Source organism: Bradyrhizobium sp. YCK136 (assembly GCF_044570075.1).
GTDB classification, from domain to species: Bacteria; Pseudomonadota; Alphaproteobacteria; order Rhizobiales; family Xanthobacteraceae; genus Bradyrhizobium; species Bradyrhizobium diazoefficiens.
This window is the reverse complement of sequence record NZ_CP172424.1, coordinates 5,737,688-5,750,635: the sequence shown is the minus strand read 5'-3', so window position 1 is coordinate 5,750,635 and position 12,948 is coordinate 5,737,688. Positions and strand designations below refer to the sequence as shown.

The 12,948-nt window shown below is 64.6% G+C and carries 11 protein-coding genes and 2 pseudogenes; 7 read left to right on the top strand and 6 right to left on the bottom strand.

Going from position 1 to position 12,948, the window contains the following annotated elements; all coding sequences use genetic code 11:
- The first annotated feature begins 38 nt into the window (after positions 1 to 38).
- From ACFLEY_RS28090 to dusA, 7 genes and pseudogenes are all read left to right on the top strand, one after another.
- Positions 39 to 1,055, top strand: a complete 1,017-nt coding sequence (locus tag ACFLEY_RS28090) for a HupU protein (protein ID WP_060911514.1) — start codon at positions 39 to 41, stop codon at positions 1,053 to 1,055.
- Positions 1,052 to 2,491, top strand: a complete 1,440-nt coding sequence (locus ACFLEY_RS28085; RefSeq protein WP_060908781.1) for a nickel-dependent hydrogenase large subunit — start codon at positions 1,052 to 1,054, stop codon at positions 2,489 to 2,491. The genes ACFLEY_RS28090 and ACFLEY_RS28085 overlap by 4 nt, the downstream gene beginning before the upstream one ends.
- Positions 2,492 to 2,688: 197 nt before the next feature.
- Entirely contained in the window at positions 2,689 to 3,780 is a 1,092-nt protein-coding gene (locus tag ACFLEY_RS28080) for a hydrogenase small subunit (protein WP_060911515.1), read from the top strand.
- Between the two features lie 29 nt (positions 3,781 to 3,809).
- A complete protein-coding gene (locus tag ACFLEY_RS28075) occupies positions 3,810 to 5,600 on the top strand; it encodes a nickel-dependent hydrogenase large subunit (protein ID WP_060911516.1) in 1,791 nt (596 codons plus the stop codon).
- Between the two features lie 9 nt (positions 5,601 to 5,609).
- Positions 5,610 to 6,353 (top strand): Ni/Fe-hydrogenase, b-type cytochrome subunit, encoded by a 744-nt coding sequence (gene cybH / locus ACFLEY_RS28070; protein WP_060908779.1) that lies wholly within the window; start codon positions 5,610 to 5,612, stop codon positions 6,351 to 6,353.
- 16 nt (positions 6,354 to 6,369) lie between these two features.
- Positions 6,370 to 6,453: pseudogene (locus tag ACFLEY_RS28065) on the top strand (hydrogenase expression/formation protein); the annotation flags it as partial.
- Between the two features lie 408 nt (positions 6,454 to 6,861).
- A complete protein-coding gene (dusA, locus tag ACFLEY_RS28060; protein ID WP_060911517.1) occupies positions 6,862 to 7,821 on the top strand; it encodes a tRNA dihydrouridine(20/20a) synthase DusA in 960 nt (319 codons plus the stop codon).
- Between the two features lie 53 nt (positions 7,822 to 7,874).
- Here dusA and ACFLEY_RS28055 read toward each other — a convergent pair.
- The 6 genes and pseudogenes from ACFLEY_RS28055 to ACFLEY_RS28030 all read right to left on the bottom strand — a co-directional run.
- Positions 7,875 to 8,141, bottom strand: a pseudogene (locus ACFLEY_RS28055) (outer membrane protein); the annotation flags it as partial.
- 3 nt (positions 8,142 to 8,144) lie between these two features.
- Positions 8,145 to 8,699 (bottom strand): TIGR02281 family clan AA aspartic protease, encoded by a 555-nt coding sequence (locus ACFLEY_RS28050; protein WP_028170824.1) that lies wholly within the window; start codon positions 8,697 to 8,699, stop codon positions 8,145 to 8,147.
- Positions 8,700 to 8,727: 28 nt separating this feature from the next.
- Entirely contained in the window at positions 8,728 to 8,931 is a 204-nt protein-coding gene (locus tag ACFLEY_RS28045; RefSeq protein WP_011086518.1) for a DUF1289 domain-containing protein, read from the bottom strand.
- Positions 8,932 to 8,975: 44 nt separating this feature from the next.
- Positions 8,976 to 10,571: a HAMP domain-containing sensor histidine kinase gene (locus ACFLEY_RS28040; protein ID WP_038966223.1), complete on the bottom strand. Its 1,596-nt coding sequence runs from the start codon at positions 10,569 to 10,571 to the stop codon at positions 8,976 to 8,978.
- A gap of 137 nt (positions 10,572 to 10,708) precedes the next feature.
- Positions 10,709 to 11,986 (bottom strand): sodium:proton antiporter NhaD, encoded by a 1,278-nt coding sequence (gene nhaD, locus ACFLEY_RS28035; RefSeq protein WP_211433978.1) that lies wholly within the window; start codon positions 11,984 to 11,986, stop codon positions 10,709 to 10,711.
- Between the two features lie 21 nt (positions 11,987 to 12,007).
- Complete coding sequence (locus ACFLEY_RS28030; RefSeq protein WP_011086521.1) at positions 12,008 to 12,880, bottom strand: NAD(P)-dependent oxidoreductase; 873 nt, start codon at positions 12,878 to 12,880, stop codon at positions 12,008 to 12,010.
- Positions 12,881 to 12,948: the final 68 nt, after the last annotated feature.

The window sequence follows — 12,948 nt, the reverse complement described above, 5'->3', positions numbered from 1 at the left end:
GCTACGAGCGACGGATGCTTGCGGGCTAAGGAGGAGCCATGAGCCGATCGGAAGGGACGACCAACGTGCTTTGGCTGCAGGGGGCCAGTTGCGGCGGCTGCACCATGTCGATCCTCGAGAGCGGCGCCTCTGGCTGGTTCGACGAGCTCAGGCAGTTCGGCATCAACCTGCTGTGGCATCCGTCGGTCAGCGAAGAGACCGGTGAGGAAGCAGTCGAGGTGCTACAGTCCGTGCTGGATGGCAAGGTGCGGCTGGATCTGCTCTTGCTGGAAGGCTCCGTCGCCCGGGGGCCGAACGACAGCGGCCGCTTCAACATGCTCGCGGGGACCAACCGCTCGATCTATCGCTGGATGCTCGATCTGGCGCCGTGCGCCGACTATGTGATCGCGGTCGGAAGCTGCGCCGCCTATGGCGGCGTGCCGGCCGCCGGATCGAACCCGACCGATGCCGTGGGATTGCAGTTCGAAGGTTCCGATAGCGGCGGCGCTCTGGGCGCGGGCTTCCGTTCGCGCCTCGGTCTGCCCGTCATCAATGTCGCGGGTTGCGCGCCGCATCCGGGCTGGATGATGGAAACCATCCTGGCACTGACCGCCAAGGATCTTGCCGCGACCGATCTCGACGCTTACGGACGACCGAAATTCATAGCCAATCATCTCGCCCATCACGGCTGTTCGCGCAACGAGTTCTACGAGTTCAAGGCGAGCGCCGAGACGATGTCGGAGCGCGGCTGCCTGATGGAGCATCTCGGCTGCAAGGCGACGCAGGCGGTCGGCGACTGCAATCAGCGCTCCTGGAACGGCGGCGGCTCCTGCACCAAGGGCGGCTATGCCTGTATCGCCTGCACCTCGCCGGGATTCGAAGGGGCGCAGAACTTCCTGGAGACCGCCAAGCTCGCCGGCATTCCGGTTGGTTTGCCGACTGACATGCCAAAGGCCTGGTTCGTCGCGCTCGCGGCATTGTCGAAGTCCGCAACGCCCCGGCGCGTGCGGCTGAATGCGACCGCCGACCACGTCGTCGTGCCGCCGGGCCGTTCGACGGCCAAGGGCAAGCCATGACGCGGATCACGATCGGCCCGTTCAACCGTGCTGAGGGCGATCTCGAAGTCCGCCTCGACGTCGAGAGCGGCCGCGTCATGCGCGCCGAGGTGACGGCGCCGCTCTACCGGGGCTTCGAACAGATCCTGGAGGGCCGGCCGCCGCTCGACGCGCTGGCGCTGGCGCCGCGGATCTGCGGCATCTGCTCGGTCTCGCAATCGGTTGCGGCCGCTGCCGCCCTGCGCGACGGCATGGCCATAGAGGCTGCGCCCAATGGCTTGCTTGCCACGAGCATTGCGCATGCGGCGGAGAACGCAGCCGACCATCTGACCCACTTCTATATCTTTTTCATGCCCGACTTTGCCCGCGAGGCCTATGCGGCGCACGGCTGGCACGCGGAGACGCGCGAGCGCTTTGCAGCAACCCGCGGCAGCGCAGCGCGCGATGCCCTGCCGGCGCGGGCACGGCTGCTCGAGACCATGGGCATCATCGCCGGGAAATGGCCGCATAGCCTCGCGTTCCAGCCAGGAGGCACGACGCGCGCCATCGACCTTGGCGAGCGCGTCCGGCTGCTGTCGATCACGACGGCCTTTCGAAGCTTTCTCGAGCGTGTCGTCTTCGCGGACTCGCTCGAGAATGTGCTGGCGATTGCCTCCGCGGACGAGCTGGATAGCTGGCGCGACGGCCGCGGCGGCGATTTCGCCCATTTCCTGCGGCTTGCGGACAGTCTTGCGTTGACCGGGCTCGGCCGGGGCACGGGCTTGATGATGAGCTACGGCGCCTATCGTGGCGTCGACGGCGAGTTGTTTCCGCGCGGCCTGTTCGGCCCGCGCGCCGCGGTCGAACCGCTGCCCCTGACGCAGATCACCGAGGACGTCTCGCACGCCTGGATGCGGGAGTCCTCTGCGGACCCAGCACATAGCAGCACCGTCCCCGATCCCGACAAGCCGGCGGCCTATAGCTGGTGCAAGGCGCCGCGGCTGTCGGGCCAGCCGATCGAGGTCGGCGCGATCGCGCGCCAGACGGTGGCCGGTCAGGCGCTGATCACGGATCTGGTCGCGCGCGATGGCACCAACGTGCGCAGCCGCGTGATCGCGCGGCTGATCGAGACCGCGCGCATCGCGCTGGCCATGGAGCAGTGGACGCGCGCGCTGCGATTGTCGGAGCCATTCTGCAACAATGCGCGCGAGATCCCCGACGGAAGCTATGTCGGGCTCGTCGAAGCCGCCCGCGGCAGTCTCGGGCACTGGATGGCGGTAAGCCAGGGTAGGATCGAGCGCTACCAGATCATCGCGCCGACCACTTGGAATTTCTCGCCGCGCGATTCCTTCGACGTCGGCGGCCCGCTGGAGCAGGCGCTGGTCGGCACCGATGTCGGCGACGCCGGCCCACGTGCGGTCGCGATCCAGCACATCGTGCGCTCGTTCGATCCCTGCATGGTGTGCACCGCGCACTGACCGGAAACTTCGTTGCCGGCTGCAAATCGAATTGTTTCCGCTTCTCGTATCTCCAGCATCCTCGTGTACCGCTCCTGCGAGCAATTCAAACACCCAACGTTCTGGAATCTCTCCACTTTTGAATCGCTCCAGGCTGTTGGCCTGCTTCTTGCTGTCCTTGGCGTCATCGAAAAGTCAAAGCGAAGGCGGGAGGATACATGGGCGCGGCGACGGAAACGTTTTACAGCGTGATCAGGCGGCAAGGCATCACGCGTCGGAGCTTTCACAAATTTTGCAGCCTGACGGCGACGAGTCTCGGGCTCGGGCCGCTGGCGGCGAGCCGTATCGCGAACGCGCTCGAGACCAAGCCGCGCGTGCCCGTGATCTGGATGCACGGCCTCGAATGCACCTGCTGCTCCGAGAGCTTCATCCGGTCCGCGCACCCGCTGGTCAAGGATGCCGTGCTGTCGATGATCTCGCTCGACTATGACGACACCATCATGGCGGCCGCGGGTCACCAGGCGGAGGCCATCCTCGAGGAGACCCGCGCCAAGCACAAAGGCCAGTACATCCTCGCGGTGGAAGGCAATCCGCCGCTGAACGAAGGCGGCATGTTCTGCATCGACGGCGGCAAGCCGTTCGTCGAGAAGCTCAAGATGATGGCCGAGGACGCGATGGCGATCATCGCCTGGGGCGCCTGCGCGTCCTGGGGCTGCGTGCAGGCGGCAAAGCCCAATCCGACACAGGCGACCCCGATCGACAAGGTCATCACCAACAAGCCCATCATCAAGGTGCCGGGATGCCCCCCGATCGCCGAAGTGATGACCGGCGTCGTCACCTTCATCACCACCTTCGGCAAATTGCCCGAGCTCGACCGCCAGGGCCGGCCGAAGATGTTCTACTCGCAGCGCATTCACGACAAGTGCTACCGCCGTCCGCATTTCGACGCCGGCCAGTTCGTCGAGGAGTGGGACGACGAGGCCGCCCGCAAGGGCTACTGCCTCTACAAGATGGGCTGCAAGGGCCCGACGACTTACAACGCCTGCTCGACCGTGCGCTGGAACGGCGGCGTGTCCTTCCCGATCCAGTCGGGCCACGGCTGCATCGGCTGCTCCGAGGACGGCTTCTGGGACAAGGGCTCGTTCTACGACCGTCTCACCAACATCAAGCAGTTCGGCATCGAGAAGAACGCCGACCAGATCGGCATGGTGGCGGCGGGCGCCGTCGGCGCCGCGGTGGCCGCGCATGCGGCCGTGACCGCAGTGAAGCGGCTCGCGACCAAGCGCGAAGACGCCGACCGCAACAGCTGAGCGAAGAGAAACACTAGGGTAGGAACACAATGGGTATCCAGACTCCCAACGGCTTCAATCTCGACAATTCCGGCAAGCGCATCGTCGTCGATCCGGTGACCCGTATCGAAGGTCACATGCGGGTCGAGGTCAATGTCGACGCCGACAACATGATCCGCAATGCGGTCTCGACCGGCACGATGTGGCGTGGGATCGAAGTGATCCTGAAGAACCGCGATCCCCGCGACGCCTGGGCGTTCACCGAGCGGATCTGCGGCGTCTGCACCGGCACCCACGCACTGACGTCGGTGCGCGCGGTCGAGAACGCGCTCGGGATCACCATTCCGGAGAACGCCAATTCGATCCGCAATCTGATGCAGCTTGCATTGCAGGTGCACGACCACGTCGTGCATTTCTATCACCTTCACGCGCTGGACTGGGTCGACGTCGTCTCCGCGCTCTCGGCCGATCCGCGGGCGACCTCGACGCTGGCGCAGTCGATCTCGAACTGGCCGCTGTCGTCGCCCGGCTATTTCAAGGATCTGCAGACAAGGCTGAAGAAGTTCGTCGAATCCGGGCAGCTCGGTCCGTTCAAGAACGGTTATTGGGGCAGCAAGGCCTACAAGCTGCCGCCCGAGGCCAATCTGATGGCCGTGGCGCATTATCTGGAGGCGCTCGACTTCCAGAAGGAGATCGTCAAGATCCACACCATCTTCGGCGGCAAGAACCCGCATCCGAACTGGCTGGTCGGCGGCGTGCCCTGTCCGATCAACGTCGACGGCACGGGTGCCGTCGGCGCCATCAACATGGAGCGGTTGAACCTGATCTCCTCGATCATCGACCGGCTGATCGAGTTCAACGAAATGGTCTATCTGCCCGACGTGGCGGCGATCGGGTCGTTCTACAAGGACTGGCTCTATGGCGGCGGCCTCTCGGGCCAGAGCGTGCTCGCCTATGGCGACGTGCCCGAACATGCCAACGACTATTCCGCCAAGAGCCTGAAGCTGCCGCGGGGCGCCATCATCAACGGCAATCTGTCCGAAGTGTTTCCGGTCGATCACGCCAACCCCGACGAGATCCAGGAGTTCGTGGTCCACTCCTGGTACAAATACCCTGACGAGACCAAGGGCCTGCATCCCTGGGACGGCGTCACCGAGCCGAACTACGTGCTGGGGCCCAATGCGAAGGGCACCAAGACCGCGATCGAGCAGCTCGACGAGGGCGGCAAGTATTCGTGGATCAAGGCACCTCGCTGGAAGGGCCACGCCATGGAGGTCGGCCCGCTGGCGCGCTGGGTGGTCGGCTACGCGCAGAACAAATCCGAGTTCAAGGATCCCGTCGACAAGTTCCTGAGGGATTTGAACCTGCCGACGTCGGCGCTGTTCTCGACGCTCGGCCGCACCGCCGCGCGCGCGCTCGAATCCGTCTGGGCCGGACGGCAGATGCGCTACTTCCAGGACAAGCTCGTCGCCAACATCAAGGCCGGGGACAGCTCGACCGCGAATGTCGACAAGTGGAAGCCGGAGAGCTGGCCGAAGGAGGCCAAGGGCGTTGGCTTCACCGAGGCGCCGCGCGGCGCGCTCGCGCACTGGATCAAGATCAAGGACACCAAGATCGACAACTACCAGTGCGTGGTGCCGACGACCTGGAACGGCTCGCCGCGCGATCCCCAAGGGAACATCGGCGCCTTCGAGGCGTCACTAATGAACACGCCGATGGTCAATCCCGAGCAGCCGCTCGAGATTTTGCGCACCATCCACTCCTTCGATCCGTGCCTGGCTTGTTCGACGCACGTCATGAGCCCGGACGGCCAGGAACTCGCCAAGGTCAAGGTCAGGTAGGAGGGGATCATGATGGATGCAGTTGCTCCGGCCTCGGACGCCAGGCCCGACCTCGCGGCGATCGCTGCCGACGCTTCCGGCGAACGTGCGGTGGGCCGGCCCACCGTCTACGTCTACGAAGCGCCGGTGCGGATCTGCCACTGGGTGAACGCGTTTTCGATCATTGTGCTGATGGTGACCGGCTATCTGATCGGAACGCCGCTGCCGACGGTCGCGGGCGAGGCGTCCGACCATTTTGTGATGGGCTACATCCGCTTCGCCCATTTCGCCGCGGGACAGGTGCTCGCGGTATTCTTCCTGACGCGTATCCTGTGGGCCTTTGTCGGCAACCACCATTCCCGGCAGATCTTCTACATCCCGGTTCATCGCAAGCAATTCTGGAAGGAAGTGCTGCATGAAATCCGCTGGTACGCGTTCCTTGAGCGCGAGCCGAAGATGTATGTCGGCCACAATCCGCTGGCGCAGACCGCGATGTTCACGGGCTTCACGCTGTTCGTGGCCTTCATGATCATCACCGGCTTTGCGCTCTATTCCGAAGGTCAAGGCATCGATAGCTGGCAGCACAAGCTGTTCGGCTGGGTGTTTGCGATCTGGCCGAACAGTCAGGACGTTCACACCTGGCACCATCTCGGCATGTGGGCGCTGGTCGTATTCGTGATGGTGCACATCTACGCCGCGATCCGCGAAGACATCATGTCACGCCAGAGCATCATGTCCTCGATGATCTCGGGCGAACGGCAATTCCGCGACTGAAACGGGAAGGCTAACGATGCCGACATCCTCGCAAGGCGACCGCATCCTGGTGCTCGGCATCGGCAATATTCTGTGGGCCGACGAAGGCTTTGGCGTGCGCGCGGGGGGCTTTCCAACCTCGCGCATGTCTTCGTCATGCAGATCAATCAGATCGCCAAATGTGCGAACGTCCCGCACCGCGCGTGGTTTCGACGATCCATTGCGGTCAATGTTGCGCTCCATCTCAAGCGCCCATTCTTCGCCGTCCTTGCGCCGCCGGAAAGTCTCGGCCACATAACGGTTCTTGCGGCGGACTTGAACCCGCCAGTTTCCCGATCCCAATTGAGTGAAGGTTGCCACGCGTGTGCACTCCGGCTTTCGTGTGCACTATGTGTGCACCGGGAGGTCAAAACGGGTACAAACGTGTGCAATTTCGGCTAGTTTGGAGTGCACACGTTCTCCTTCCATCCCATTGAGAGGATAGGATAAACGATTGAAATATCAAGATTATCGCTTTTCCGTGGCACCCATGATGGATTGGACCGACCGGCATTGCCGGGTGTTCCACCGTCATCTCACGCGGCGGGCGCTGCTCTATACGGAGATGCTGACCACCGGCGCCATCATCCATGGCGACCGGGAGCGGCTGCTCGGGTTCGATGCGTGCGAAAACCCGGTGGCGCTTCAGCTTGGCGGCTCGGATCCGAGCGAGCTCGCGCAGGCCGCGCGCATCGGCGAGGCGTTTGGCTATGACGAGATCAATCTCAATGTCGGCTGTCCGTCCGATCGCGTGAAGGATGGCCGCTTTGGCGCCTGTCTCATGGCGGAGCCGGAGCTGGTGGCGAGGTGCGTCGATGCGATGAAGCGCGCAGTTGCCGTGCCGGTCACCGTGAAGTGCCGCATCGGGATCGACGACCAGGATCCGGAGGTGGCGCTCGATACGCTCGCGCACGCGGTGGTCGCAGCGGGTTGCGATGCGCTGATCGTGCATGCCCGGAAAGCTTGGCTCAACGGCCTGTCACCGAAGGAGAATCGCGATATTCCGCCGCTCGACTATGAGCGCGTCTATCGGCTCAAGCGCGCGATGCCTGATGTGCCCGTCATCATCAACGGCGGCATCCCAGGCATCGACGATGCGAAAGCACATCTCGAACACGTCGATGGCGTAATGCTCGGCCGCGCCGCCTATCAGGAGCCATGGCGGCTGCTCTCCGTCGATTCCGATATCTTCGGCGAGGCGGCGCCGCATGCGACCATGCAGGACGCGCTCGAAGCGATGATGCCTTATATCGAGGCGCAGCTCGCGCGCGGTACGCGGCTGCACGCCATCACACGGCATTTCGTCGGTGCATTCCACGCCGTGCCCGGCGCGCGTGCCTTCCGCCGCCATCTTGCCGAGCAGGGGGTAAAGCCGGGCGCCGGTCTCGACGTGCTGCGCGATGCGATCGCGCGCGTCGGTGTGCGTGCGCCGGCGGAGGCGGCCGCCTGACTGCCGCGACGTGAAGAGCCGGATCGCAACATCCGGCTCTTCGTCGATCGGCCTCAACGGAACAGGTCGAAGTGATAATTCACGCCGACGCGGAAGGTGTGGAATTTCGCGGCGTTCCAGTCCGGCAGGTCGTCGTGCTTGAACTCGGTGTAGAGCTATTCGGCCTTGGCCGACCATTTCGGCAGGAACGCCCATTCGACGCCGCCACCCGCTGTCCAGCCCATCTTCATCTTGTTGATCGGACCGTCCTTGAATTCGCCGGCGGCAAGGCCGGCGGTCCCGAAGAACAGCAGGCGTGAATCCATCGTCGCGATGCCGGCGCTCTAGTCGACCGCCATCCGCGCGCGGCGGGGGCTGCCCTGGAGCTCCGGATAGCCGGTGAGCATCAGCTTGTCGGCGCGCACGCCCCAGCTCTCCAGGCGGTCGAGGAAGCTCATGCCGAGCAGATTGGTCTTCATCTGCCCGCGCTGCACGACGAGGGCCGGCACCGATTTCTCGACGAGGTGGCCGACGGCAAGACGGTCGAGCGTGAGCCGGGCCGCCTTGGTGTGGCCGCCCGCGGTTTCGAGATCGACGTCATATTCGAGCATCTCGAGCGGCAGCCCGATCGCCTTTGCGGTTTCCCAGGTCAGCACCACGGAGGTCGCACCGGTGTCGATCACCATCGGTGCGGCGACGCCGTTGATCTTCGCGCGCAGCGCGAATTCACCGCCCTGGCCGCGCTGGATCTGCACGGCGGGTGCCGGTGTGACGGTCTGGGTGCGGAAGATGTGCGAGACCTTGTTGCTCGCGCGCGCGATCTGATCGGGATCGCCATAGGCGACGACGGCACCGGCTGTGCCGGCAAGCATGACGAGAACGAGCAGGAAGCGGATCATTGCGCACCTCCATATGCGCGCCGGCCGGTCAGGCGTGTTTCCGCGATCCCGCGATCGGCGCAAGTCCAGCTTCCGCCATGCGTGCCGGCAGCAGCGCCATGACCGAGAGCCGTTCCGCGCTTTCCATGGCGTGCCAGCGCGCGATCTCCGGCAAGGTGCGGCCGCAGCCGAAGCACAGCTTGGTCTTGGGATCGATCATGCAGACGGCGACGCACGGCGTTTCTTTGCTCATTTCGGCATAGTGAGGGATCGTCGGGCATTTCTGCAAGCATATCGTTAAGAGCCCGTGCCTGCGCTCATGATCGGCTTGTGGCGCGGCCGGCGCTTCTCGTCAGGCGCGAGGGAGCCCTCCGGCTGGAGCGGCGGAGAATCATCTGACAGCGGCGCCAGCGCGCTCATCACGCGCTCCGGCGGGAAGGTGACGATCACCTCGGTGCCGATGCGCAGCTTCGATTTCAGCGTGAACGTGCCGCCATGCAGGTCGATCAGGTTCTTTGCGATCGGCAGGCCCAGCCCTGCGCCCTGTTCGGCCGACTTGATCGAGTTGGAGCCCTGGCCGAAGGAAGCGAGCACGACCGGAATCTCGTCCTCGGGGATGCCGGAGCCGGTATCCCTCACCGAGAGATATTGTCCGCCCGAAGCTGTCCAGCCGGCCTTGAGCCAGATCTCGCCGCCCTGCGGCGTGAACTTGATCGAGTTGGAGAGCAGGTTGAGCACGACCTGGCGGATCGCGCGCTCGTCGGCCCAAAGCCGCGGCATGGCCTGCTCGAATACCTCGTGGATGGTGATGCCGCGGCTGGAAGCGCGCAGCTTCATCAGATGGTGGCAGTCGGCGACGATGCCGACCAGCGACACGGCTTCCTCGTTCAGCTCGTAACGGCCGGCCTCGATCCGCGACAGATCGAGAATCTCGTTGATGAGGTTGAGCAGGTGCACGCCGGAATTATGGATGTCCGCCGAGTACTCCTTGTAGACCGGCACGGCATGCGCGCCAAAAATCTCGCTCTTCATCACCTCGGAGAAGCCGAGGATCGCGTTCAGCGGCGTGCGCAGCTCGTGGCTCATCTGCGCGAGGAAGCGCGACTTGGCGACATTGGCGGATTCGGCGCGGTGGCGCGCTTCGTCCGAGATCGCCTTGGCCTGCTCCAGTTCGCCGATCAGCGCGTCCTTCTCGGCGCGCGCCTCGAGCGTGGCGAAGGTCGAGGAATGCAGGCGATGCGCCAGCAGCACGAAATAGCCTTCGGCGGCGAGCGCGAGTGCGGCCAGGATGTAATTGTCCAGCGAGCCGGTCACCGCAAAGCTCAGCGCCATGGCGACTGCGACCGGTGCGGTGGCGGCAAGGGCGGCGATCGGCAGATTGGCGGCGAGCATGCTCGATACTGCGATCACCAGCAGCATCAGGAACATCATCAGCGTTTCCGTGACCATGTCGAGCACGGGATGGATCAGGATCGCCATCCAGCACAGGCCGTAGAGCAGGTCGAGCACGACGAAGCGTGTTCGCCACGCGCGCGTCGCGGCGGGCGAGGCGGGCTCGGTCAGGAACCGGCGGCAGCTGCGGATCATCGCGCCGTGGATGCAGAGCATGCCGGCGGTCCAGGCCGCGGCCGGGATCGGCTGCATCCACAGTCCGAACAGCACGCCGGTCGCAACCACCAGCAGCATCACGACATAGGAGGCCGACAGCCGCGTCTGGGCATATTGGCGCAGCATCTCGGCGTCGAAAGCCGGTCGGGTTCCACTGGTCGACGTTAACTTATCGCGCGCCTCGCGCACCCGCTGCGCCGCAGCCCTTCGGCTGCTCGCCGATGGAGCGCTTACCGGCTCGGCCGGAAGCTGCACAACCTCAGGCTTTTCAGCGGGGTTACTCATCAAGCAACACGATTCCTGCCCACGCCGGACGCGGGCCTTCTGCATTGTCTATCTCTGGCAAGAAATCCTTAAGAGCTGACTTAAGGAGCTAAAGAATTACGTTAACCGGGCGTTAATCTGGAGCCGGTCCGAACCGCTCAATGCAGCGCCGCGTACTGCGCGATGTACACCACCGCACCGGCCAGATAGCCGGCGAGCGCGGGGCCAGCGATGCGGCGGGCATACCAGAGGAACTCGATCCGCTCGAGCCCCATCGCGGCAACGCCCGCGGCCGAGCCGATGATCAGGATCGAGCCGCCGGTCCCGGCGCAATAGGCGATGAACTCCCAGATGAAGCTGTCCGGCGGATAATGCGCGAGGTCGTACATGCCCATGGTCGCGGCAACCAGCGGCACGTTGTCGATGATGGCGCTGAGCAGGCCGAGCACGACGACGATGACGTCCTGTCGGCCGAGCGTGGCGTCGAGCCATTTGGCCAGCATCGAGAGCAGGCCGGCATGGTCGAGGCAGGCGACCGCGAGCAGGATGCCGACGAAGAACACGATCGAGGTCATGTCGATCCGTTCCAGCGCATGCACCAGCGTGAGGGGCTGGCGCACATGCTCGTCCTTGTGCCGGTGCACGATCTCGCCGACCAGCCAGAGCACGCCGAGCCCGAACAGGATGCCCATGAAGGGCGCCAGATGCGTCACCGCCTTGAACACCGGCACCGCGATCAGGGTGCCGAGCCCGAGATAGAACATCAGGTTGCGCTCGAACCGGTCGACAGCCAGCAGCCCGGTGTCCTTCGACGGCGGCGCGATGGTCTTGCCCTTGAGCGAGAAGCTGATGAAGGCGAGCGGCACGAGCAGATTGAGGAGCGAGGGCAGGAACACCGCGCTCATGATCCTCAGCGGCGAGATCTGCCCGCCGATCCAGAGCATGGTCGTGGTGACGTCGCCGATCACGGTCCAGGCGCCGCCGGCATTGGCGGCAATGACGATGAGGGAGGCGAACAGCAGGCGGTCGTCGCGACGGGCGATCAGCTTCTGGATCAGCGAGATCATGACGATGGTGGTCGTCAGATTGTCCAGGATCGCGCTCAGGAAGAACGTCACGAAGCCGATCAGCCAGATCAGCGCCACCTGGCTCGTGGTGCGGATCAGCGAGGTGATGACCTCGAAGCCGTCATGGGCGTCGATCACCTCGACGATGGTCATGGCGCCGATCAGGAAGAAAACGATCTGCGCGGTGGAGCCGACGGACTCGTCGAGCTGGCGGCCGACCAGCGCGTGGTCGCCCGTCGCGATCGCGTAGACACTCCAGAGCAGGCCCGCACCGAGCAGCGCGGAAGCGCTCTTGTTGACGCGAAGCGGGTGCTCGAGCGCGATCGCCGCATAGGCCAGGACGAAGATGGCGGCGATCGCGATCAGCAAGGTCGTTCAGATGGTCAGGTGTCAGCGGTTGAGGCGCGCGAGCAGGCTGGACGTATCCCAACGCTTGCCGCCCATCTTCTCGACTTCGGCGTAGAACTGGTCGACCAGCGCGGTCACCGGCAGGGTGGCGCCGTTGCGGCGGGCTTCGGCCAGCGAGATCGATAGGTCCTTGCGCATCCATTCGACCGCGAAGCCGAAATCGTACTTGCCCTCGTTCATGGTCTTGTAGCGGTTCTCCATCTGCCACGACTGCGCCGCCCCCTTGGAGATGGTCTCGATTACCGCGGCGACGTCGAGGCCACTCTTCTTGGCGAAGTGAATACCCTCGGAGAGGCCTTGCACGAGGCCGGCGATGCAGATCTGGTTGACCATCTTGGTCAGCTGGCCGGAGCCGGCGGGCCCGAGCAGTTTGCACATCCGCGCATAGGCGCCTGTGATCACCGGCTCAGCGCCGGCATAGGCGTCCTCGGCGCCGCCGCACATCACCGTCAGCACGCCGTTCTCGGCACCGGCCTGGCCGCCGGAGACCGGGGCGTCGATGAACTTGAAGCCGGCCTTGGTGGCGGCCGCGTCGAGCTCGCGCGCGACTTCGGCGGAGGCGGTGGTGTGGTCGACGAAAGTCGCACCCTTCTTCATGCCGGCGAAGGCACCGTCGGGGCCGATCGTGACCGCGCGCAGGTCATTGTCGTTGCCGACGCAGCACATCACGAAATCCTGGCCCTCGGCGGCGGCCTTCGGGGTCGCCGCGGTCTTGCCGCCGAACTTGTCCGCCCATTCCTTCGCCTTGGCCGCGGTGCGGTTGTAGACGGTGACCTCATGGCCCCCTTTTTTCACGAGGTGTCCGGCCATGGGGAAGCCCATCACGCCGAGACCGAGGAAAGCGACTTTAGCCATGTGTGGTACCTTGTCCGTAGTTTGGGTTTTACGGTTCTTGCCGGGCGGGGCGCGCCGGGTTCCGCCGT